30 protein-coding genes are annotated in these 19,058 nt (G+C 60.8%); 28 read left to right on the top strand and 2 right to left on the bottom strand.

Translation table 11 applies throughout. From position 1 onward, the window contains the following. Nucleotides 1-4: 4 nt before the first annotated feature. The 28 genes from NJC38_RS07500 to NJC38_RS29155 all read left to right on the top strand — a co-directional run bounded on the left by NJC38_RS07500 (nt 5) and on the right by NJC38_RS29155 (nt 18,081). The gene (locus tag NJC38_RS07500) at nt 5-1,018 is read left to right on the top strand and encodes a phage major capsid protein, P2 family (protein ID WP_253112790.1); all 1,014 of its coding nucleotides are present in this window, start codon (nt 5-7) and stop codon (nt 1,016-1,018) included. Then, nucleotides 1,018-1,947, top strand: coding sequence for a phage terminase small subunit (gene gpM, locus NJC38_RS07495; protein WP_366855621.1), 930 nt, complete (start codon nt 1,018-1,020; stop codon nt 1,945-1,947). Before NJC38_RS07500 ends, gpM begins: the two co-directional genes overlap by 1 nt. A 95-nt stretch (nt 1,948-2,042) precedes the next feature. Beyond that, nucleotides 2,043-2,513: a head completion/stabilization protein gene (locus tag NJC38_RS07490; protein ID WP_253112789.1), complete on the top strand. Its 471-nt coding sequence runs from the start codon at nt 2,043-2,045 to the stop codon at nt 2,511-2,513. Then, nucleotides 2,513-2,836 (top strand): hypothetical protein, encoded by a 324-nt coding sequence (locus NJC38_RS07485; RefSeq protein WP_253112787.1) that lies wholly within the window; start codon nt 2,513-2,515, stop codon nt 2,834-2,836. The genes NJC38_RS07490 and NJC38_RS07485 overlap by 1 nt, the downstream gene beginning before the upstream one ends. After that, nucleotides 2,836-3,045 carry a tail protein X gene (locus tag NJC38_RS07480; protein ID WP_253112784.1) on the top strand — a complete coding sequence of 70 codons (210 nt, stop codon included), beginning with the start codon at nt 2,836-2,838 and terminating at the stop codon, nt 3,043-3,045. Before NJC38_RS07485 ends, NJC38_RS07480 begins: the two co-directional genes overlap by 1 nt. Nucleotides 3,046-3,083: 38 nt before the next feature. After that, entirely contained in the window at nt 3,084-3,410 is a 327-nt protein-coding gene (locus NJC38_RS07475; protein WP_253112783.1) for a phage holin, lambda family, read from the top strand. Then, nucleotides 3,397-3,678 carry a peptidoglycan-binding domain-containing protein gene (locus NJC38_RS29160; RefSeq protein WP_366855617.1) on the top strand — a complete coding sequence of 94 codons (282 nt, stop codon included), beginning with the start codon at nt 3,397-3,399 and terminating at the stop codon, nt 3,676-3,678. Before NJC38_RS07475 ends, NJC38_RS29160 begins: the two co-directional genes overlap by 14 nt. Continuing rightward, nucleotides 3,584-3,955: a peptidoglycan-binding domain-containing protein gene (locus NJC38_RS07470; protein ID WP_366855615.1), complete on the top strand. Its 372-nt coding sequence runs from the start codon at nt 3,584-3,586 to the stop codon at nt 3,953-3,955. The genes NJC38_RS29160 and NJC38_RS07470 overlap by 95 nt, the downstream gene beginning before the upstream one ends. Next, a complete protein-coding gene (locus NJC38_RS07465; protein ID WP_253112777.1) occupies nt 3,952-4,779 on the top strand; it encodes an N-acetylmuramidase family protein in 828 nt (275 codons plus the stop codon). Before NJC38_RS07470 ends, NJC38_RS07465 begins: the two co-directional genes overlap by 4 nt. After that, a complete protein-coding gene (locus NJC38_RS07460) occupies nt 4,776-5,312 on the top strand; it encodes a phage tail protein (RefSeq protein ID WP_253112774.1) in 537 nt (178 codons plus the stop codon). Before NJC38_RS07465 ends, NJC38_RS07460 begins: the two co-directional genes overlap by 4 nt. A 4-nt stretch (nt 5,313-5,316) precedes the next feature. Beyond that, entirely contained in the window at nt 5,317-5,754 is a 438-nt protein-coding gene (locus NJC38_RS07455) for a phage virion morphogenesis protein (RefSeq protein ID WP_253112771.1), read from the top strand. A gap of 82 nt (nt 5,755-5,836) precedes the next feature. Beyond that, nucleotides 5,837-6,373, top strand: coding sequence for a phage baseplate assembly protein V (locus tag NJC38_RS07450; protein WP_253112769.1), 537 nt, complete (start codon nt 5,837-5,839; stop codon nt 6,371-6,373). Nucleotide 6,374: 1 nt separating this feature from the next. Continuing rightward, nucleotides 6,375-6,725, top strand: coding sequence for a GPW/gp25 family protein (locus NJC38_RS07445; RefSeq protein ID WP_253112766.1), 351 nt, complete (start codon nt 6,375-6,377; stop codon nt 6,723-6,725). Then, nucleotides 6,722-7,636 (top strand): baseplate J/gp47 family protein, encoded by a 915-nt coding sequence (locus tag NJC38_RS07440; RefSeq protein ID WP_253112763.1) that lies wholly within the window; start codon nt 6,722-6,724, stop codon nt 7,634-7,636. The genes NJC38_RS07445 and NJC38_RS07440 overlap by 4 nt, the downstream gene beginning before the upstream one ends. Beyond that, nucleotides 7,633-8,250 carry a phage tail protein I gene (locus tag NJC38_RS07435; protein WP_253112761.1) on the top strand — a complete coding sequence of 206 codons (618 nt, stop codon included), beginning with the start codon at nt 7,633-7,635 and terminating at the stop codon, nt 8,248-8,250. Before NJC38_RS07440 ends, NJC38_RS07435 begins: the two co-directional genes overlap by 4 nt. After that, nucleotides 8,247-9,032 carry a phage tail protein gene (locus NJC38_RS07430; RefSeq protein ID WP_253112758.1) on the top strand — a complete coding sequence of 262 codons (786 nt, stop codon included), beginning with the start codon at nt 8,247-8,249 and terminating at the stop codon, nt 9,030-9,032. Before NJC38_RS07435 ends, NJC38_RS07430 begins: the two co-directional genes overlap by 4 nt. Then, nucleotides 9,032-9,418 (top strand): hypothetical protein, encoded by a 387-nt coding sequence (locus NJC38_RS07425; protein WP_253112755.1) that lies wholly within the window; start codon nt 9,032-9,034, stop codon nt 9,416-9,418. The genes NJC38_RS07430 and NJC38_RS07425 overlap by 1 nt, the downstream gene beginning before the upstream one ends. Nucleotides 9,419-10,237: 819 nt before the next feature. Continuing rightward, nucleotides 10,238-10,480: a hypothetical protein gene (locus NJC38_RS07420; RefSeq protein WP_253113044.1), complete on the top strand. Its 243-nt coding sequence runs from the start codon at nt 10,238-10,240 to the stop codon at nt 10,478-10,480. Between the two features lie 24 nt (nt 10,481-10,504). Further along, the gene (locus NJC38_RS07415; RefSeq protein WP_253112751.1) at nt 10,505-10,969 is read left to right on the top strand and encodes a hypothetical protein; all 465 of its coding nucleotides are present in this window, start codon (nt 10,505-10,507) and stop codon (nt 10,967-10,969) included. Beyond that, the gene (locus NJC38_RS07410; protein WP_253112749.1) at nt 10,966-11,445 is read left to right on the top strand and encodes a DUF1353 domain-containing protein; all 480 of its coding nucleotides are present in this window, start codon (nt 10,966-10,968) and stop codon (nt 11,443-11,445) included. The genes NJC38_RS07415 and NJC38_RS07410 overlap by 4 nt, the downstream gene beginning before the upstream one ends. Before the next feature lie 107 nt (nt 11,446-11,552). Beyond that, nucleotides 11,553-12,722: a phage tail sheath protein gene (locus NJC38_RS07405; RefSeq protein WP_253112746.1), complete on the top strand. Its 1,170-nt coding sequence runs from the start codon at nt 11,553-11,555 to the stop codon at nt 12,720-12,722. Between the two features lie 9 nt (nt 12,723-12,731). Next, nucleotides 12,732-13,247, top strand: coding sequence for a phage major tail tube protein (locus NJC38_RS07400; RefSeq protein WP_253112742.1), 516 nt, complete (start codon nt 12,732-12,734; stop codon nt 13,245-13,247). 56 nt (nt 13,248-13,303) lie between these two features. Beyond that, nucleotides 13,304-13,615 (top strand): phage tail assembly protein, encoded by a 312-nt coding sequence (locus NJC38_RS07395; RefSeq protein WP_253112727.1) that lies wholly within the window; start codon nt 13,304-13,306, stop codon nt 13,613-13,615. 8 nt (nt 13,616-13,623) lie between these two features. Further along, complete coding sequence (locus NJC38_RS07390) at nt 13,624-13,749, top strand: GpE family phage tail protein (protein WP_253112723.1); 126 nt, start codon at nt 13,624-13,626, stop codon at nt 13,747-13,749. Beyond that, the gene (locus NJC38_RS07385; RefSeq protein WP_253112720.1) at nt 13,736-16,315 is read left to right on the top strand and encodes a phage tail tape measure protein; all 2,580 of its coding nucleotides are present in this window, start codon (nt 13,736-13,738) and stop codon (nt 16,313-16,315) included. Before NJC38_RS07390 ends, NJC38_RS07385 begins: the two co-directional genes overlap by 14 nt. 5 nt (nt 16,316-16,320) lie before the next feature. Beyond that, nucleotides 16,321-16,719 carry a phage tail protein gene (locus NJC38_RS07380; RefSeq protein WP_253112718.1) on the top strand — a complete coding sequence of 133 codons (399 nt, stop codon included), beginning with the start codon at nt 16,321-16,323 and terminating at the stop codon, nt 16,717-16,719. Beyond that, nucleotides 16,716-17,729 carry a contractile injection system protein, VgrG/Pvc8 family gene (locus tag NJC38_RS07375; protein ID WP_253112715.1) on the top strand — a complete coding sequence of 338 codons (1,014 nt, stop codon included), beginning with the start codon at nt 16,716-16,718 and terminating at the stop codon, nt 17,727-17,729. Before NJC38_RS07380 ends, NJC38_RS07375 begins: the two co-directional genes overlap by 4 nt. Before the next feature lie 88 nt (nt 17,730-17,817). Beyond that, on the top strand, nt 17,818-18,081 hold the full coding sequence (locus NJC38_RS29155; RefSeq protein ID WP_366855608.1) for an ogr/Delta-like zinc finger family protein: 264 nt from the start codon (nt 17,818-17,820) through the stop codon (nt 18,079-18,081). A 108-nt stretch (nt 18,082-18,189) separates the two neighbouring features. Here NJC38_RS29155 and NJC38_RS07370 read toward each other — a convergent pair whose 3' ends face one another. After that, the gene (locus NJC38_RS07370) at nt 18,190-18,549 is read right to left on the bottom strand and encodes a hypothetical protein (RefSeq protein WP_253112711.1); all 360 of its coding nucleotides are present in this window, start codon (nt 18,547-18,549) and stop codon (nt 18,190-18,192) included. Nucleotides 18,550-18,597: 48 nt separating this feature from the next. Continuing rightward, complete coding sequence (locus NJC38_RS07365) at nt 18,598-18,897, bottom strand: hypothetical protein (RefSeq protein ID WP_253112708.1); 300 nt, start codon at nt 18,895-18,897, stop codon at nt 18,598-18,600. Nucleotides 18,898-19,058 lie beyond the last annotated feature (161 nt).

The raw sequence follows: 19,058 nt of genomic DNA, 5'->3' as shown, positions 1-19,058 counted from the left end.
GCTCATGCGTAACGAAACCCGAATCAAGTTCAACGGCTACTCCGCACAGGTGGCCAAGCTCAACGGCGTGGACTCCGCTGCCGTCAAATTCAGTGTCACCCCGTCCGTGCAGCAGCGCCTGGAAGCCAAGATCCAGGAAACCACCGCGTTCCTGAAAAAGGTCAACATCATCGGCGTGACCGAGCAGGAAGGCGAAGCACTGAGCCTGGGCAGCAAAGGCCCTGGCGCTGGTCGTACTAATACCGCCAACGGCCATCGTCGCAACCCTGCTTCCCGGGGCGCACTGACCAAAGATGCGTACAAGTGCGTAAAGACTGACTTCGACACCGCTTTCAATTACTCCGAAATTGACCAGTGGGCCGGCCACCCTGAGTTTCAGACCCTGCTGACGGCTGCCATTACTGAGCAGCAAGGTCTGGATCGCATCATGATCGGTTTCAACGGCACCAGTGCCGCGACCGAAACCGATCTACAGGCCAACCCGCTGCTGCAGGACGTCAACATCGGTTGGCTGCAGAAGATCCGTATTTCTGCATCGACCCGCGTAATGGATGAAGGCGTCGTAGGCAGCGGCAAAGTGACCATTGGCCCGAACGGTGACTATGTGTCCCTCGACAGCCTGGTATATGACGCTGTGCAGGCCTTGGACCCGTGGCACCGAAACCGCCCTGATCTGGTCGTGGTGGTCAGCCGCGACCTGATGCACAGCAAGCTGCTGAAGGCGATCGACAACGGCGCCAAGGGCAACCAGGAAGAAAACGCCGCCGGTGAGATTATCGCTCGTGCGCGCTTGGGCGGCCTGCCGGTCGAGGATGCGCCGTTCTTCCCCGATGGCACCGTGCTGATCACCACCCTGTCGAACCTTTCCATCTACTACCAGACCGGCTCGCGCCGTCGTCACCTGAAGGAAGAGCCAGAATTCGACCGCATCGCGGACTACCAGTCGAGCAACGATGCTTACGTGATCGAGGACCTAGGCCTGGTCGCGCTGGTTGAAAACATCCAGGAGGCCGCCTGATGGGCCTCAGCCTGATGCAACGCTCCCAACTGCGTAAGCGCGCAGCTTTGGAGGCGGCCACCACGGCGCCGGCTCAAACCATGGCTGGTGCCACCAGCTATGAATTGCAGCTTGCGCAGCTCGCACAGGACCGTGCGCGCCTGAAACAGATCCAGTCTCAGCAGGGCAAGGTGGCATTGAAGCGTCAACTGCTGCCGGCCTATGAGCCGTATGTGAGTGGTGTGCTGTCCGGTGGCCGAGGCTCCCAGGACGACGTGTTGACCACTGTCATGCTGTGGCTCATCGATGTCGGCAACTACGGTCCCGCTCTGGACGTGGCGGAGTATGTCCTCGAGCACAAGCTGGTGATGCCTGATCGCTTTGCACGCACCACCGGCTGCCTGATCGCCGAAGAGATCGCCCATGCCGCACTGCAGGCGCAGAAGCTGGGCAACCCTTTCAATCGGGCGCAACTGTTGCGCACGGCAGACCTGACGGCGCAGGAAGACATGCCTGATGAAGTGAAAGCCAAGCTGCAGCTAGCGATTGGTCGTGCCCACCTTGGCCTGGTCGATGTTGACCAGGTTTCGCTGGCCAACCTGATGCTGCTGCAGGAAGCACGCGCATCGATCGCGCAGGCCATCGAGCTGCACGGCAGTTGCGGTGGCAAGAAAGACCTGGAGCAAGTCGAGCGGCTGCTGAAGAAACAGCCACTGCCTGAGCCGGTTGGCCAGGGCGCCGAAGCTCCTGCAGGTGCGGTACAGGACGGGCAACCACCGGCGATCGAGCTTGCAAAACAGGCCGCGTCCAAGCCGGACGTGCCGAACAGTGATTCTGCTGCGGACGCTCCCCAGGAAGGGCAGAGCAGCCAAGCGCAGGATCAATCCGAATCAGCCCCTGCAGAGTCGTCGTCATCGAGCGGCGCGGACGACTCGGCAGACCAGGGCTAACAGAGCGTACCCCGCAACCCCGGCGGCTCGGGACTGATCGCAGCGGTTCGCCGCTCGCGTGAAGTCCCGACCACCGCCGACTTGAGGACATCTCCATGAGTGCATTTTTCAGTGGTGCGGACACATCCACGCCTGCTGCGCGCCTGCTCGTCAATGTCTCCTTTTGGCCCAGTGTCGATGTGGATCACCTGCAGGCGAGTCTGCGCCTGGGTGACACTGTAAGCCCCCAGCGCATTGAGCTGACCACCATCAACGCGATGCAGAGCGTTAATCAGGAGTTGGCCAGCTTTCGCGCAGACCAAGAAGCAACGGGCCATGCCCGTGCAGATCTGGTGCCTGGCGAAGTGATTGCCGGCGAACCCCTGTTGATCCATCGCTACCGTCGCGCCGTGTACTGCAGCGTCGGTGCCGAGCTGGCAGAGCGTTACCGAGGGTCGGACACCACCAGCACAGGCAATGGCCATGCCGAGGCGCTGACTCCCACCGCTGACGAGTACCGGCGGGATATGCGCTGGGCTATCAGCGACATCCTGGGCATCGGTCGCTCAACAGTGGAGTTGATCTGATGAAGCTCATCGACTGGAACGAACTAAGCCGCCTTGGCCTGATGGTGCGCATTAACCGCGAGATCCTGCATCCGCTTGGTCTGGCGGTCAGCCGCGATCCTGAAACCGGTAAGTCATCCGGCGCGGTCGTCAGTGACGATGGGCCGTTCTGCTACCCGGACGATCTTCAGGTTCCAGAGGCAGACGTATTGATCATCAAGCGGCCTCTGGAACCTGACATCGAATGGTTCCAAGCCGAGATGGCCACGCTTCGTGAGGCTGTGGCTCGTGATGGCGGTTGTAGAACCACCCTGGCGCCTTTGACGAACGAGGCTGAGGACTGATGGCCACCATCGTGAATGCCAAGCAGGGTGACACGATCGACATGCTCTGCTGGCGGCACTACGGCCGCACTGCCGGCGTTGTCGAGCAGGTACTTCAAACAAATCCCGGGCTGGCCAGGCTCGGGCCGGTCCTGCCACACGGCACCGCCGTAACACTCCCCGACATTCCTACCCAGACGCAACGCACCGTGGTGCAGCTATGGACCTGAACACTCATGCCCCGGCCGGGGCCAACCGGAAGAACCCTATGCCCGACAGACCCGAAACCTGGGCGTTTTTTGCTGCCTGGATGGAACAACACTTTCCTGCCCTTTACGCCGGCGGGCTTGCCCTGCTGATCGCGGCCTGGCGAATCATCTACAGCGGTGGCCGGCTGCGCCAGTTGGTCCTGGAGGCGCCATTGTGTGGGCTACTGGGCGTCGGCGTGTCCTACGGACCGGCCTTGATCGGGGCACCACCGGAAGCCGGCGTGTTCTTGGGCAGCATGGTCGGTCTGTTCGGTGTCGAAGCCAGTCGTGCTGCAGCGCAGCGCATCATGTCCAGCCGCTTGGGAGGTGAGGATGAAGCACGCTAGTTACTGGAGAAAGCGACTTCACCCTTTTCGCCCTGAATGCGAAGGGGCAACCCCTGGTCATCTTAAGGTGCTGCTAAATCACTTGGGCCTGCTAGATCAATTCGAACCTGGATATGGACCGGCTGTTTCGCAGGCCGTTCGTGATTTCCAGGCGTCTGCAGGCTTGGAAGTTAATGGTCTTGTCGATCAAGCAACCGTTGATGCTCTCATTGAACGAGTTGAACAGTGGGGCCACCGCCGCCAGGGAGGTGCTGATGAACCTCGTTGAATTGCGGAAGGGCCTTTACGGGGGCCGTGACTTCCAAACGTTGAAACCAGTCTCTTGGGGGCCTGATGTCGTACAGCTGGAGATGCTGTTAAAGCGCCGTGGGCTGCTGGACAAATTCACCGGCCGCTACACGGAGGAAACCGAGCAGGCCGTGCGGGTGTTCCAGGGCCAGGTGCAACTTGATGCCAACGGGCTGGCGTGTAAAGCGACTATCGTTGCATTGGTCGTTGGCATGAAGACCGTTGCTGAAGTTCGTGCTGAGCGAGGTGAGGCATGACCGATGACATCCTCACACGCGGCCGGCGCGGGCCAGCGGTCACTGAGCTGCAACGACTGCTCAGCCGTCGGGGTTTCCTGACTGCCATCGATGGGGTATTTGGTGAGGCCACGGAAAAGGCTGTGCGTACATTCCAAGGCCATGCGGGCCTGGTGGTCGACGGTCGTGCAGGCTCAAAAACTATTCAGGCCCTGCAGGGTGGTGATTGCACCGCGCTCCTGCAGGACGAGGATCTGGTTCGGGCTGCTGCGCGGCTCGGTCTGCCGTTGGCTACCGTCTATGCGGTCAACGAAGTGGAGAGCCTGGGCGAGGGCTTTCTACAGGGGCGTGTCAAGATCCTGTTCGAGCGGCACCAGATGCGTCGACAACTGCTGGTGAACCGCCCGGATCTGGACGTTGGGGCGCTTTCCCAGCAGTACCCGAACATTATCAACGTCAAGACCGGCGGCTATGCAGGTGGTGCAGCAGAGTGGGCGCGCTTCACTGATGCAGTGTTGATCGACGAGAAGTCTGCGATCGAGGCCAGCAGTTGGGGCGCGTTCCAGATCATGGGTTACCACTGGCAGCGCTTGGGTTATATGAGCGTCCATGACTTTCTTGCAGCAATGGTGCGCAGCGAGTCAGAACAGTTCGACGCATTTGTGCGGTTCATCGAGACTGACAAGCGCCTACTCAAAGCGTTGAAGTCACGGGACTGGGTAGCTTTCGCCAGCCGTTACAACGGCCCGGCCTACGCAAAGAACCGCTACGACACGAAACTGGCCAACGCCTATAACCGTTATGCAACTTGTGGTTGTACTGCCCCAGGGAGCATAGCCGCATGAAAAAGCCCGCATCATTGCGTGATCATCTGCTGGCCAGCGTGCCATTGCTCAAGCGCAGCCCTGACCAGGTCAAGGTGTTCCTGGAAAGCGGCAGCCTGCGCACGACGGCTGGCCCGGGCCTGAGCTTTCAATATAGCTATCAGCTCAGCCTGCTGATCACTGACTACACCGGAAGCCCTGACCACATCACGATCCCGCTCCTGGACTGGGTCCGCGTCAATCAGAACGAGCTGTTGGCCAACCAGAACAAACACGCCGAGTCGATCAAGTTTGAAGCCGAGTTCCTGGATCTGGAACGCACTGACCTGCAGTTCACGTTGCCGCTGACCGAGCGTGTGATCGTGAAGCGCGTCGACGGCAAGTTGCACTACCGCTACCCGCCGGAGCCGGCATTGATCGACCCTGAACCGGCCGGCCTGGTTCAGCTCATGCTCAAGGACGAAGTCATAGCCGAGTGGCATAGCGGCGAAGCCACCGGCGCCGATATCGCCACACCAATCCCGGGCAGGAGGCCTTGCGACTGTGACTGCTGATAACTTGCTCGCCCTGGACGAATGGGCCGACTCGATGCTGGCCAAGTTCACGCCGGCAGCGCGGAAGAAGCTCGCCCAACTGATCGCCCGGGATCTGCGCCGCAGTCAGATGCAACGCATTGCCCGGCAGGAAAACCCTGACGGCAGCGCGTACGAAAAGCGTCGGTCCCGTCTGCGCAACGGCAAAACCGTGACGCTGCGGCGCAAGATGTTCTCGAAGCTGCGCCAGGCCAAGCACCTGAAGCTGAAGGTCAGCAACGAAAGCATCTCGCTGATGTACCTGGGCCGCACGGGACGCCTGGCGCGCGTCCATCAGTACGGACTGCGTGATCGAGCGCAGCCCGGGGCCCCGGAAACCCAGTACGACAAGCGTGTACTGCTGGGCTTGAGCGCTGATGATTACGACATGATCCGAGCCCACATCGTCGATCACCTGGTGTGACAGCGCGGCGGCGAGTTGTAGAACGCCAATCTACAACTCGTGCCGCGTGCCCCCTACCATCAGCCTGCGGCAGCATCGCGGCATGGAAAACTCATCCGATCTCAACCGCCGCCTCGAAAACCTGATCCGTCCTGGACGGGTTTCTGACGTCCAATACGAACCGCCTCGATGCCGGGTAAAGACCGGTGGACTGGAAACCGACTGGTTGCCCTGGTTCGCCTCTCGATCGGGAAAAACCAGTACCTGGTCGCCGGCTGACATCAACGAACCCTGCATTGTCTTCTGCCCATCGGGCGACCCAGCCACCGGCTTTGTGCTGCTGGGCATGTACTCATCCGATGCGCCGGCGCCGAGTATCAACCCTGACGAGAATGTCGCCCAGTTCGCAGACGGTACGACCGTGCGCCACAACGCGGCAGACGGTGTCCTGGAGCTGAAGCTGAACAAGCTGGTGATCGAGTGTGCCGGCACGATCGAGATCAACGGCGCCGCGATCGACCTGCAGGGCGGCACCATCAACCTCAATGGTGGTGGAAAGGCAGCGGCCAGGATCGGGGACACGGTGTCACCACAGCTCAAGATCGTGTCCGGGTCGTCGACTGTCTTTATAGGAGGCTGACATGGCCATGTCGCGTATCAATGGCCGGGCGATTACTCCCGCCATGCACCTGCAGCAGTCAATCAACGACATTCTGACTACGCCGATCGGCAGCCGCGTCATGCGCCGTGAGTACGGCAGCTTGATTCCTGACCTCATTGATCAGCCACTGATTGGCCCAACGATCCTGCGCGTTTACGCCGCTGCTGCTGCAGCTCTGATGCGCTGGGAGCCGCGTATCCGTGTGACTAATGTAAAGCTGGAGATTGGCAGCACGCACGGCGCTGCTGTGCTCGATGTCGGGTACACCGTCAAAGTCACCGGTGAGCGCCGTAGCTCCACCGTCGCGCTGCGTGCGGGGGCCTCGTCATGATTGACCTGTCGCGGCTGCAGGCACCGGACGTGCTTGAGGAAGTCAACTTCGAAACGATCCTGGCCGAGCGAAAGGCCACACTGATCAGCTATTACCCCGTTGAGGAACAGGCGGCTATCGCGGCTGAGCTGGCACTTGAGTCTGACCCCACCAACAAGATGCTGCAGGAGAACGCTTACCGGGAGGTGCTGCTGCGTCAGCGCCTTAATGAGGTGGGAGTGGCCAACATGCTTGCTCACTCAACCGGGGCAAACCTGGACGGACTGGCGGCGTTCTACGGCGTTAAGCGCCTGGTGCTCAATCCGGGCGATTTGACGGCCAGGCCGCCGATACCGGCGACCTACGAATCAGACGACGACCTGCGTTATCGCACACAGATGGCGCTGGAAGGCTTTTCTACGGCCGGTCCCGAAGGCGCTTATCGCTTTCACACGCTCAGCGCGTCGGGCAATGTGCGGGACGTTGCGATCGACAGTCCGAAGCCTGGCCAGGTTCGCCTGGCGGTGCTGTCGCGCCTCGGTGATGGAGTGCCGGCGGCTGAGCTGCTGGCCACCGTCGATCAGGCACTGGGGCACAAGGATGTGCGGCCGCTGACTGACCAGGTGCTGAGCGTCGCTGCGGAGATCGTGCCTTATCGCGTCGTGGCACGGCTTGAAATGCTCGACGGCCCATCGCGTGCGCCAGTGCTCGCCGCCTCATTGAAAGCGGTGAATGCCTACGTCCACGACACCAACCTGGCCAATCCGCGACTGGGCGTTGATGTCACGTTATCTGCGCTGTATGCGGCGCTGCACCAGCCTGGTGTAAAGCGTGTTGTGCTTATCGAGCCAAGCGCTGATGTGGTGTGCGCCGCCAATCAAGCCGGGTACTGCACTGCCATCGATGTCACGCTGGCCGAGGCAAACGGATGAGCCTCTTACCCAATTCCAGTACCACGTTTGAGCAGCGGCTTGAAAACGCCAGGCTGATCGATCTCGACCCCGACGTGATCCTGAAGCTTTGGAACCCCTGGACCTGCCCGTTACATCTGTTGCCCCAGTTGGCCTGGGCGCTGTCTGTCGATGAGTGGAATGACAACTGGGATGAGGCCACCCAGCGCCAGGTCGTGGCCAACAGCGTGCAGATCCACCGGCTCAAAGGGACGGTCGGTGCCGTAGAGCGGGCCATGGAATCCTTGGGCCACGAAACCCGGCTGATCGAATGGTGGCAGATGCAGCCACCTGGTGAGCCGCACACCTTTACCGCCGAGATCGATATCGACGATCGGGGAATGTCCGAAAGCCTGCTGTCCTCCCTGGAGCGGCAGATCAACCGCGCAAAGCCCGTACGCAGTCATTACCAGTTGCGCCTGGTTGCTGAGGCCTCCTTGAGCATCCACGTCGGCTGCATGGTTGTAACAACCGAAACCATCGAGAGCTACCCGCTCATGGTCACTGAAATTTATCCCGAGCCTGCGTATTTGAAGACAAGCATGGTCGCGCAGGCTTGGGAAACCATCACCCTCTATCCGAAGGCAGCGCCATGAGCCAGACCTATTACAACCTGCTGACCATAGACGGTGCGGCGGCTTTCACGAACGCGACAGTCAATGGCGAAATGGTTGCCCTGAGCCACATCGCCGTTGGCGACGGTAACGGCGCGGCGATTCAACCTGACGAGTCCATGACGGCACTGGTGCACGAGGTATATCGCGCACCGATCCGAAAAATCAGCCGGGATGCAAACAACCCTCACTTGGTGAGTGTGGAAGCGGTGGTGCCGGTTGATGTGGGTGGGTGGACGATGCGGGAAATCGGTGTGATCGGTGACGGAAAGCTGCTGACCATCGGCAACTATGCACCTTCCGACAAGACCCAACTGGTCGAGGGCATGTCCAAGGAAATACTCATCCGCATCTTTATCAGCGTCGGCAATGCCAACCTGGTCAACCTGACTGTGGACCCAAGTGTTGCCACCGTATCCCACGCTGCATTGGCTGAGATCCTGGAGCTGTACCTGACGGTCGACGATGCGGCTACCCGCTACCTGACGGCGGAAGCGGCCGATGAACGCTACCTGCGGGAAGTGTCGGACGCCACCACGACCAAGGCAGGCGTCGTGGAGCTGGCCACCCTCACAGAAACCCGGGCCGGTACAGACACGTCCAGGGCGGTGACGCCGGCAGGCTTGAAAGGCCTGTTGACCGATCATGGCAACGATCCCGACCCGCACACTCAATACATGACGCAGGCCAAGACTGAGGCCCTGCTCAACCCTGCGATCAGCAACAGCATGGCCATTATGGCCTTCGAACAAGGAGCCTATTAATGGCAGCAAGCCCGCAATACACCGCCGTGCCGCGCCTGGTCACGGTCCAGCTCAACACTGCTAACTCAGCCACTGACGGTACGGGAACGCTTGGCGCAGAGAAATTTACTGCCGGCGTCAACGGCTCCCGGCTGGACAGGGCTGTGGTCAAGGCCACTGTGACGACCACCGCAGGCATGGTCAGGCTCTTTTCGACCGTCAACGGAGCAAGACGGCTTCTGACTGAAATTCCGGTCCTCGCGGTGACCCGGAGCGCGTCGGTGCCGGGCTTTGAAACGGTCGTCGACTTCCTCGGTGGCCTGCCGATCCCGGCGGGCAGCGAGATCTCGGCATCGACCGAGCGGGGCGAGTCAATCGTGTTGAGCCTTTTTGGAGGGGACTTCTGATGAACTTCGGACTCAAGTCGTTCCCATCTTCTCCGACTCTGGCGGCTTCGCTCGTAGCCACAGCAAGCCAGGCACAGACACTCGTAAAGGCCCCCCCAGAATGGAAGCGCTGGAAGCTCTATGCACCGGGAACCTACGCGAATGAGGTCGCTCCGCAAGGCATTACTCAACTGTATGTTCTTGTGTTCGGCGGTGGCGGTGATGGCGCTATAAGCAACGTCGGCGGTGGCGGTGGTGGTGGCGGCGGATTTGCCATGGGGATCGTTGATGTCGTTGCCGGGCAGCCTCTCCCAACTATTACCGTCGGTGGCAAGGGTGCTGTTGCCAGTTACGGCACTTTGCTGAGCAGTACCGGTGGCAGTAACGCGTCAGGAAATGTCGGCGGGAACGGTGGAGTGGGTAGCGTTAGTTCAACCATCAAGGCCGCTTTTGTGGCGTCTGGCGGTAAAGGGGGCAATGGCGGTAGTTCGGGGACCGGTGGGGGTGGCGGTTCCGGATCTCCGTACGGTACTGGTGGTGACGGTGGCAGCGCCTTGGGCACGAATGTCGCCGCATCCGGCGGCGGGGGCTGGGGCGGCAAGGGTGGCAACACTTACGGCACAGGCGGCGGAACATACGGTGGTGGTGGCGGATTGCATCCGGCTGCCGATGCCGCCAACGCGACATTAACAGGCGGCGGTGGCTCATATGGTCCGTCCTATGGCAGCACTGGCGGCGCGGGCAGCGCTGGTGCTGCGGCAAACGGTCAGCCAGGCACCTCGACCTTATCCAAGGGCATGCTTGATATTGCCAATATGGCGTTGAGCGGAGGGGGCGGTGGTGCCAGCGCTGCAGGTGGCCCTGGCGGGGGTTGTGGCGGTGGAGGCGGTCAGGTCGGCGGTATTGGCGGCGGGGGTGGCGGTGGGGCCATCAGTGGGTCCATTGGAGGGCAAGGTGGATTCGGCGGTGGCGGCGGTGGCTCTTACTCGGGAGGCAGTGCCGGTGGCGTTGGCGGAGTCGGTGGTGGTGGTGGCGGTACTTACACCGGCACCCCAGGGCCAGGCGGTGTTGCGGGTGTATTGATTTTTTGGACCGAGGGTTACTGATATGCACAAAGCCTGGATTGAAAACGGGGTCGTCCGTGACATTGCCGTAGACCCTGACTCACTGTTCCACCCGGATGTGGCGGCGCTGTTCACTGCCGATGTGCCGGAATCTGTAGTCGTTGGTTCGACTCTCGTTGACGGTCAATGGATCCCGCCAGTGCCGGTTGCTGATGAGCCGCCGATCGTGCTTGCTCAGGCGGTGACGAAAGTCTCGCCTGTTGAGTTCAAGCTGCTGTTTACCGGTCCTGAGCGTGTCGGCATCAAAAAGCTGCGCGTTGACGATGCGCTGCTCGATGACTTCATGAGCATCGTCGATGACGGCCGACTCGGCTTTGTCGACATGTCCCTCAAATCGACCCGGGACGGCGTGGGCTACGCGCTGCAGGCGCTGGCCAGCGACGAGGTCATCCCGGCTGATACGGTGGAGCGTCGAGCGGCCGAGATCCTGACCGGTGTGTTCCAGTGAGTTCATTCACTGCATTCAGCGCACCGCTCGACACCCGTTACGATCCCGAGGCCAGCCGTTCCCTGGGCACAGACCACTGGCGGGTGCTGCGCGACTTCCGTTTCTGGGGTGAGCTGCCGCGACTGGGCAAAGTCTGGGTGACGGTCCCGGCCGGCTACCTGACCGATGGGGCCAGTGTGCCCCGGGTTGTCTGGAGCCTGGTGCCGCCCTGGGGGGCGTACGGCCAGGCCGCTGTTGTGCATGACTTGTTGTGCGAGTATCTGGTTGTCATGACCGATGCCGGCGACCAGGTGCGCATCACCAGGGCAGAGGCAGATCTGCTGTTCCTGGAAGCGATGACCGTCCTGCAGGTGCCGGCGCCGAATCGTCAGCTCATGTACGCCGGCGTCAGCACCTATCGCCTTGTCACGTTCACCCACGCGCCGAGCAACACACCCGAAAAGCGCGAGCTGGAATCAGCCTGGCTGCAAGCGTGAAAGGCCGCGAGTTGTAGAACGCCAATCTACAACTCGTGCCGCTGGCCTCACCTGGTCCCCCGCGACACCCTGCGCAGATCACAGATCACCCCCGCGCAGGAGCCTTTATGGCTGACACGTACCATCACGGCGTCCGCGTCGTCGAAATCAACGAGGGCACACGCCCGATCCGCACCATATCTACCGCTGTCGTCGGCATGGTTTGCACTGCAAGCGATGCCGATCCGGCGGTCTTTCCCCTGAACCGCCCGGTTCTGCTGACTGACGTACTGACTGCATCCGGAAAGGCCGGCGACCAGGGCACGCTTGCGCGCAGCCTGGACGCGATTGCCGACCAGTCCAGCCCGGTGACCGTGGTTGTTCGTGTTGCTGAAGGCGAAACCGAAGCAGAAACCACGACCAACATCATCGGAGGTGTTACAGGCGGTCAATACACGGGCCTGAAAGCCTTGCTTGCTGCCGAGTCTGTCACCGGCGTGCGTCCGCGCATCCTGGGTGTGCCTGGCCTCGACAACAAGGCGGTCACTGCCGAACTGGTGGCCATCGCGCAGAAGCTGCGCGCCTTTGCATATGCCAACTGCTGGAACTGCGAAACCGTCGCTGAGGCACTGGCGTATCGCGGCGGCTTTGGTGCCCGTGAACTGATGCTGATGTGGCCTGACTTCATCAACTGGAACACCGCGACCAATGCCGATGCACCGGCCGCTGCCGTCGCACGCGCCCTGGGCCTGCGCGCCAAGCTCGACCAACAGGTGGGCTGGCATAAAACCCTGTCGAACGTCGCCGTAAACGGCGTTACCGGCATCAACAAAGATGTGCACTGGGACCTGCAGAACCCCGCCACGGATGCGGGCCTGCTCAACGCCGGTGAAGTCACCACCCTGGTACGCCGTGACGGCTTCCGCTTCTGGGGCTCGCGAACCACATCTGATGATCCGCTGTTTGCGTTCGAGAACTACACCCGCACCGCCCAGGTGCTGGCCGACACCATGGCCGAGGCCCATGCCTGGGCGAATGACAAGCCGATGCACCCGAGCCTGGTGCGCGACTTGATCGAAGGCATCAACGCCAAATTCCGCGACCTCAAGGGCCTTGGCTACATCCTGGATGGCCAGGCCTGGTTCGACGGCGCGGTCAACGGCAAGGACACCCTCAAAGCCGGCCAGTTGCGTATCGACTACGACTACTGCCCGATCCCGCCGCTGGAAGACCTGACCCTCCGTCAGCGCATCACTGACAGCTACCTGGGCGACTTCGCCAGCCGTATCACCGCCTAAGGAGGCCACATGGCATTACCGTCGAAACTCAAAAACATTGGCCTGTTCAACGATGGCAGCAGCTACATCGGAAAGGCCAAGAGCGTCACCTTGCCGAAGCTGGGCCGCAAGCTTGAGGCCTGGCGCGGCGCCGGCATGAACGGCCCGGTCAAGATCGATTTCGGCATGTCGGACGATGGCATTCAGATCGAATGGACCCTCGGTGGTCTGGATTTGATCTGCCTGCGCCAATTCGGCATGACCAAGATCAACGGCGTGCAACTGCGCTTTGCCGGCGCCTATGAGCAGGACGACACCGAGGAAGTCACCGCCGTTGAGGTGATCGTCCACGGGCGTCATGAAGAAATCGACATGGGCGACGCGGAGCCAGGCGAAGACACAGAGCACAAGATCGTGACGGTCGGCACCTACTACAAGCTCGTCGTCAACGGTAACACCGAGATCGAAATCGACCTGTTGAACTTCGTCGAGATCGTCAACGGCGTCGATCGCCTGGCCGAACAGCGCAAAGCCATCGGCCTGTAACCCTAACGGCGTTGCAGCAGGTGCAGCGCCTCAACTCTTTGACCAGGAACATTCTCATGACCCAAGCCAAAACCAAGACCAGCGAAATCATCACCCTTGACACCCCTATCCAGCGTGGCGAGACCACCATCAAGAAGGTCACCATCCGCAAGCCAATGTCTGGCGAACTGCGCGGCGCTTCGCTGATCGAGCTGATGAATATGGACGTGGTTGCCCTGCGCAAGGTGCTGCCACGGATCACTGACCCGATTCTCCACGAACTGGACGTTAGCCGTATGGACCCCGCTGACCTCGTCCAGTGCGGGGTTGCCGTGACCAGTTTTTTGCTCACGAAATCAGCGAAAGCTCAAGCCTCCCAAGGCGCGTAGAGGACGCGATGGCCGACATCGCAATGGTTTTTCACTGGGGGCCAGAGGACACCGCGCCGCTGACACTCACGGAGCTGATCGAATGGCGCGAGCGCGCCAGGCAACGCTGGGAGGCATCGCGTGGCAGGCAATAGCTTAAGACTTGACGTGCTGATGACGGCGGTGGACCGCATCACCGCGCCCATGCGTCATGTCACTCAGGCCGGCAACCAGGCATCAGAAGCGCTGCGCGCCAACCGAACGCAACTTGAGCGCCTGCAGGATAGCCAGCGCGACGTTGCAAGCTTCCGGACACTCAAGGCCGCCCAGGAGCAAACCAAGGCGGCGATGGCAGCCAACCAGAAGAAAATGCGTGACCTGGCGGTGGCCATGCAGTCCACCACCACCCCAACGCGGCAAATGGCTGCCGAGTTTCGCCGGGCGCAGCGCGAAGCCCAGGTGCTCAGCCAGCAGCACACAAACCAGCGCGACGAGTTGCAGGGGCTCCGCAACCGGCTCAGGGAGGCCGGGATCAGCACCAGTAATCTGTCGGATGGCGAGCGTGAACTACGGGCGCGAATCACCGCGGCTAACGCCGAGATCGAGCGCCAGGCGGAAGCGCTGCGCCATGCCACCCGTCAGCAGGAGCGGCTGACACAAGCCCGGGAGCGGTACGACAGCACCCGGGAAGCGGCTGGCACCATGGCCGGTGCCGGCGCAGCCGCAATGCTAGGTGGCGGCGCAGCGCTTTATGGTGCCGCCCGGATGGCTGCCCCTCAGATGCAAGCGCAGCAGCAGGGTGCCCTGGTCGCAGCACAGAACGGTGACCCGATCGAGCGGGCCAAAGAGTATGAGTCGATCATTCGGGGCATTCGTGCTGACGGCCTGAGCGAAGACATGGCTGCAATCGGCGCGGCGGTCAGTGCTGCAAAAAGCACCCTGGGTGCGCTGGGCACGGTGGACTCTTCCGGACTGGACACCGCTGCGCGCAGAGCCATGGACATGTCTGCCGTCCTGGGCGGTGAGGCCGCCGAGCACATCCAGATCGTTGGCATCCTCCTGAAAAACAACATGGCCAAGAACGCCGATGAAGCGTTCGACCTGTTGACCGCCGGCATGCAGGGCGTATCGGCTCAGATGCGCGGCGAAATGCCCGAAATCCTGCACGAGTATTCGACCCACTTTCGGGGCATGGGCATGGACGGTAAGCAGTCCATGTCGCTGCTCGTGGCCATGGCCAAGCAGGGCAAGTTCGCCCTGGACAAGACTGGCGACGCGATCAAGGAGTTTTCGATCCGTGGCTCTGACATGTCGAAAACCAGTGTCGAGGCCTACAAGTCGATCGGCCTCAACGCCGCAACCATGTCCTCGGCAATTGCCAAGGGTGGCGACGGCGCGCGCATCGCCATGCAGCGCACGGCCAAGGGCTTGCTGGATATCAAAGATCCGGCTGAGCGCGCAAACGCCGCGATTGCTCTGTTCGGCACGCCGGTCGAAGACCTGGCGATCGATCAGATCCCGGCCTTTCTCAGTGCGTTGGCCAACACCGATAACACCCTGGGTGATGTCAGCGGCGCCGCTGATCAGCTCGGCAAGACCCTGCGCGACAACCTTGCCGGTGACGTTGAAAAGCTATCCGGTAGTTGGAGCGAGCTGACATCCACCTTGATGGACAGTCAGAACGGGCCGCTGCGCGGGATCGTCCAGAGCATCACCGGCGTGATCGGCACCGTCCGCGAGTGGGCCAAGGAGAACCCGGGCTTGGCCAAGGGCCTGGTCACCGCTGCAGTGGGTGTCGCGGCACTGGTGGCAGTCGGTGGTGCGCTGACCGTAGCCTTGGCCAGCCTGATTGGCCCCTTCGCCATGGTTCGCTATGCCATGGCAACCATGTCTATCACTGGTGGGCCGTTGCTGGGCCTGTTACCCAAGTTGGGCCTGGCGATCCGGGCTGTGGGCAGCGCGCTGTGGGTGCTGGCTGCGAACCCGGTTGTGCTGGCCATCGCTGCAGTGGTCGCGCTCATCGCCGGCGCCGCGTACCTGATCTGGAAGAACTGGGACACCCTCGGGCCAAAGTTCGCGGCTATGTGGGCTGGGATCAAGACCATTTTTGAACAGACCATGAGCTGGTTCGCCAGTCTGCCGGCACGCTTCACCCAGTTCGGCTCGGACATTCTCCAAGGCCTGGCCAACGGCATCACCAATGCCTTGGGCAGCGTGAAGACGGCGATCACCGATGCCGGTGACTCAACGATCGGCTGGTTTAAAGAAAAGCTCGGCATTCACAGTCCGTCCCGGGTTTTCGCGGAACTGGGCGGCTACACGATGCAGGGCCTTGACCAGGGCCTGAGCGATGCCCAGAACGGCCCACTCAAGACCGTGGCGGACATGGCAAAGCAGCTTACCGCTGCCGGCACCGTCGCCCTGGGCGCGAGCATGGCCATACCGGCAATGGCCGGCCTACCCGCAATGCCGCAGATGGCGGCCATGTCCGAGTTGCCAGCAATGCCGGCATTCGATACCAGGGCACCGCTGTCGGCTGCACCGCCTGCAGCAGCGGCCGCGCCGGCAATGCCGCCAATCCACATCGAGGTCCACCCAAGCCAGGGCATGGATGAACAGGCGCTGGCAAAAGAGATTGCGCGCCAGGTCGAGTTGGCTATGCAGCGCGTGACCCATCAGCAGGCCGCACGCGGCCGATCGTCACTCAGTGACCGGGAGTAATTGCAATGATGATGAGTTTGGGACAGTTCGTGTTTTCCATGGGAACGGCCGCCTACCAGGATCTGCAGCGACAGACACAATGGAGGCACGCCAGCAGCAACCGGGTCGGCGTGCGGCCAGCTCGCCAGTTCGTGGGGCAGGGTGATGACTCAATCACCATGGCCGGGCTGATCGCTCCGGACGTAACGGGCGAGATCGAAAGCCTGGACACGCTTCGGGAGATGGGTGACTCGGGCAGCGGCTGGCCACTCGTGGAGGGCACCGGCCGGGTGTACGGGCAATTTGTCATCGAGGGACTGACGGAAGGGCAGACATTGCACTTCCAGGACGGCGCACCGCGCCGGATCGACTTCTCGCTCAGCCTGCAGCGCATCGATGACGATCGCGCCGAGGGCCGCGCATGAACAGCGGCGGCGCTCAGCACCCCCAGCCGCGTTACCGACTGACCATCGGTGACCTGGATATCACGGAGAAAGTGAACTCGCGTCTGATCAGCCTGCAGTTGACTGACAATCGCGGGACCGAGGCTGACCAGCTCGACATCGCGCTCGATGACAGCGACGGCCAACTGGCGATACCGGCCCATGGGGCAGAGCTGCGCGTCTGGTTGGGCTGGAACACTACTGGCCTGGTCGACAAGGGCACGTTTACGGTCGACGAGACCGTACACGCCGGGGCACCGGATACCCTGACGATCCGTGCGCGCAGTGCAGATCTGCGCGAAGGCCTGGCAGCGAAGAAGGAACGGAGCTGGCACGGAACGACCCTGGGCGAGATCGCACGCAAGGTCGCTGCAGAACATGAGCTCAAGGCTGAGATCTCCAAGGACGTGGACGACGTACCGGTCAAGCATCTGGACCAAACCAACGAATCCGACATCAACTTACTGACGCGCCTGGCCAAGGAGCATGACGCGATCGCCGCGATCAAGGCTGGCAGCCTGCTGTTGTTCCCGGCTGGTGCCGGCAAGAGTGCCAGCGGCTTGGCACTGCCCCACCGAGTCCTGACTCGTAAGGACGGCGACAGCCACAGCTTTCAGCAGGCCGATCGGGACAGTTACACCGGTGTGGTTGCCCAGTACAACGACGGCGACGAGTTCGCGCTCAAGGAAACTCAGGTAGGGGATGAGGCCAATGCCAAGCGCCTGCGCCACATGTACCCAACCAAGGAAGCGGCGGAGAAGGCCGCACAGGCAGAGTCGCAACGCTTGTCCAGGGGCAGCGCCACGCTGACTTACAACCTGGCCCTGGGCGTTCCTGACCTGGTGCCGGAATGCACTTTCGAACTGCACGGAATAAAGCCGCAGATCTCGGCTGTTCGCTGGCTCGGCGTGAAGGTCACCCACACGTTGGGCGACGGCGGCTACACGGGCAGCATCGAAGCCGAGAGCAAATCGTCAGAAAGTAATAAGTAGTTACATATCAGCGTCATCGATAATTGCTGTATGAATTATCAGTGATATCGATTTAATGCTAAAATGACATTATCAGGGGGAGGGTCACATGCAAGAACGGAAACAGAGCAAACCAAGCCGAAGCGGGAACTGTGCACACTGCGGTGGCCGGGTTCAAACGCGTACCAGCAGAGAGCTACACATTCACCTGCGCACTGTCTATCTGCAGTGCCAGGGTTGCGGCTGGAAGGGCGTAGGTGAGTTGCACATCAAGCACGACTTGGCACGACCATGCGTAGTCAACAAAGAGGCGCTGCTTCCACTGGCCCCGGCCGCTATCTTTCGCGAGTCGCTGAAAAGCGCTGAGGCCTAACGCCTCATCATTCAAAGGAGCGACTAGCCCAGATGTGTCAACATCCGAGCCAGCCGCTATATCCGAAGGGCATCCGTGCAAGTCCAGCATGAGACTTGAGCGAACCGCTTACAGAAGCTCGTCACCTTCGTCCACTTCCACGATGCGAAACTTGATGAAGTTCTTGTAATCATCGATTGGAGGGGTGTCGTCGACATTGTCGATGCTTGCGTGAGAAAACGTTTGTGTATATATCACCACCCATTCAAAGATGCCTGCCTCTGTCTGAGCGGTAAAGGGAACCTCGTACTCGAGGTCGTCCTCGTCAAAGGAACGCTCGGATATCTGCTTATGATTTCCTTCCTTTAACTGGGAGGCATCTACACGTACCCAAATAGGCTCCTCTTGCTCACTGCTCTGAGTAGCATTAGGCTTCAGGTTTGGCTTCTTGTATTGAAAGTGGCCAGTGCATTCAATGAAAAATCCCATTTAGATCCTTCCATTTGCGTTCAGTTATGAGAGGGGCTTCGAGTTTGCCTACAATATCTTCATTTTCAGCTGAGTGCGTATGGTGCTGAGCCAGTCCTCACTAAAATGATGCTGCATTCCCTGCAGTTGTCGGCTTGAAACTCCTGCGTTGCGGGCTAGTTTTTGGAGTGAAATTACGTTGTCTACTAAGTTGAGCGCATATGTTGCTCGTACTGCTGCTTTATCAGCAGTAGATATTGATGTGATGACCGCTTCTGATGGATTGGCATTGAGCCAAGCCATTATATGAAGTTCTCCATCATCAATTGCAGGAAGATCGTCGCATTCAATAGCTAAGGTGGCGAGCATTAAATCGTCCACTCCGTGGACTTTTGCTAATCCATTAAGCAAGTCGATTTCTGATATGTTAACGCGTTTTGGTGCCAGTGGGTCGCCCGCCCGGCACTCGTCTACGCAGCATTGTACAGTTTCTATGTCAAAAAAATTGCAAAGTTGCTTCCAGCAATTTG

This window comes from Pseudomonas sp. 21LCFQ010 (assembly GCF_024129905.1).
Taxonomy (GTDB): Bacteria; Pseudomonadota; Gammaproteobacteria; order Pseudomonadales; family Pseudomonadaceae; genus Aquipseudomonas.
Note: the sequence above shows the minus strand (reverse complement) of the source record. Positions and strands in the feature narration are given on the sequence as shown.

Bases quoted from the DNA above. Each gene is read 5' to 3' on its own strand.
- NJC38_RS07500 (WP_253112790.1), top strand. From the start codon at position 5: ATGCGTAACGAAACCCGAATCAAGTTCAACGGCTACTCCGCACAGGTG.
- gpM (WP_366855621.1), top strand. From the start codon at position 1,018: ATGGGCCTCAGCCTGATGCAACGCTCCCAACTGCGTAAGCGCGCAGCT.
- NJC38_RS07490 (WP_253112789.1), top strand. From the start codon at position 2,043: ATGAGTGCATTTTTCAGTGGTGCGGACACATCCACGCCTGCTGCGCGC.
- NJC38_RS07485 (WP_253112787.1), top strand. From the start codon at position 2,513: ATGAAGCTCATCGACTGGAACGAACTAAGCCGCCTTGGCCTGATGGTG.
- NJC38_RS07480 (WP_253112784.1), top strand. From the start codon at position 2,836: ATGGCCACCATCGTGAATGCCAAGCAGGGTGACACGATCGACATGCTC.
- NJC38_RS07475 (WP_253112783.1), top strand. From the start codon at position 3,084: ATGCCCGACAGACCCGAAACCTGGGCGTTTTTTGCTGCCTGGATGGAA.
- NJC38_RS29160 (WP_366855617.1), top strand. From the start codon at position 3,397: ATGAAGCACGCTAGTTACTGGAGAAAGCGACTTCACCCTTTTCGCCCT.
- NJC38_RS07470 (WP_366855615.1), top strand. From the start codon at position 3,584: ATGGTCTTGTCGATCAAGCAACCGTTGATGCTCTCATTGAACGAGTTG.
- NJC38_RS07465 (WP_253112777.1), top strand. From the start codon at position 3,952: ATGACCGATGACATCCTCACACGCGGCCGGCGCGGGCCAGCGGTCACT.
- NJC38_RS07460 (WP_253112774.1), top strand. From the start codon at position 4,776: ATGAAAAAGCCCGCATCATTGCGTGATCATCTGCTGGCCAGCGTGCCA.
- NJC38_RS07450 (WP_253112769.1), top strand. From the start codon at position 5,837: ATGGAAAACTCATCCGATCTCAACCGCCGCCTCGAAAACCTGATCCGT.
- NJC38_RS07445 (WP_253112766.1), top strand. From the start codon at position 6,375: ATGGCCATGTCGCGTATCAATGGCCGGGCGATTACTCCCGCCATGCAC.
- NJC38_RS07440 (WP_253112763.1), top strand. From the start codon at position 6,722: ATGATTGACCTGTCGCGGCTGCAGGCACCGGACGTGCTTGAGGAAGTC.
- NJC38_RS07435 (WP_253112761.1), top strand. From the start codon at position 7,633: ATGAGCCTCTTACCCAATTCCAGTACCACGTTTGAGCAGCGGCTTGAA.
- NJC38_RS07430 (WP_253112758.1), top strand. From the start codon at position 8,247: ATGAGCCAGACCTATTACAACCTGCTGACCATAGACGGTGCGGCGGCT.
- NJC38_RS07425 (WP_253112755.1), top strand. From the start codon at position 9,032: ATGGCAGCAAGCCCGCAATACACCGCCGTGCCGCGCCTGGTCACGGTC.
- NJC38_RS07415 (WP_253112751.1), top strand. From the start codon at position 10,505: ATGCACAAAGCCTGGATTGAAAACGGGGTCGTCCGTGACATTGCCGTA.
- NJC38_RS07405 (WP_253112746.1), top strand. From the start codon at position 11,553: ATGGCTGACACGTACCATCACGGCGTCCGCGTCGTCGAAATCAACGAG.
- NJC38_RS07400 (WP_253112742.1), top strand. From the start codon at position 12,732: ATGGCATTACCGTCGAAACTCAAAAACATTGGCCTGTTCAACGATGGC.
- NJC38_RS07395 (WP_253112727.1), top strand. From the start codon at position 13,304: ATGACCCAAGCCAAAACCAAGACCAGCGAAATCATCACCCTTGACACC.
- NJC38_RS07390 (WP_253112723.1), top strand. From the start codon at position 13,624: ATGGCCGACATCGCAATGGTTTTTCACTGGGGGCCAGAGGACACCGCG.
- NJC38_RS07380 (WP_253112718.1), top strand. From the start codon at position 16,321: ATGATGATGAGTTTGGGACAGTTCGTGTTTTCCATGGGAACGGCCGCC.
- NJC38_RS07375 (WP_253112715.1), top strand. From the start codon at position 16,716: ATGAACAGCGGCGGCGCTCAGCACCCCCAGCCGCGTTACCGACTGACC.
- NJC38_RS29155 (WP_366855608.1), top strand. From the start codon at position 17,818: ATGCAAGAACGGAAACAGAGCAAACCAAGCCGAAGCGGGAACTGTGCA.
- NJC38_RS07370 (WP_253112711.1), bottom strand. From the start codon at position 18,549: ATGGGATTTTTCATTGAATGCACTGGCCACTTTCAATACAAGAAGCCA.
- NJC38_RS07365 (WP_253112708.1), bottom strand. From the start codon at position 18,897: ATGCTCGCCACCTTAGCTATTGAATGCGACGATCTTCCTGCAATTGAT.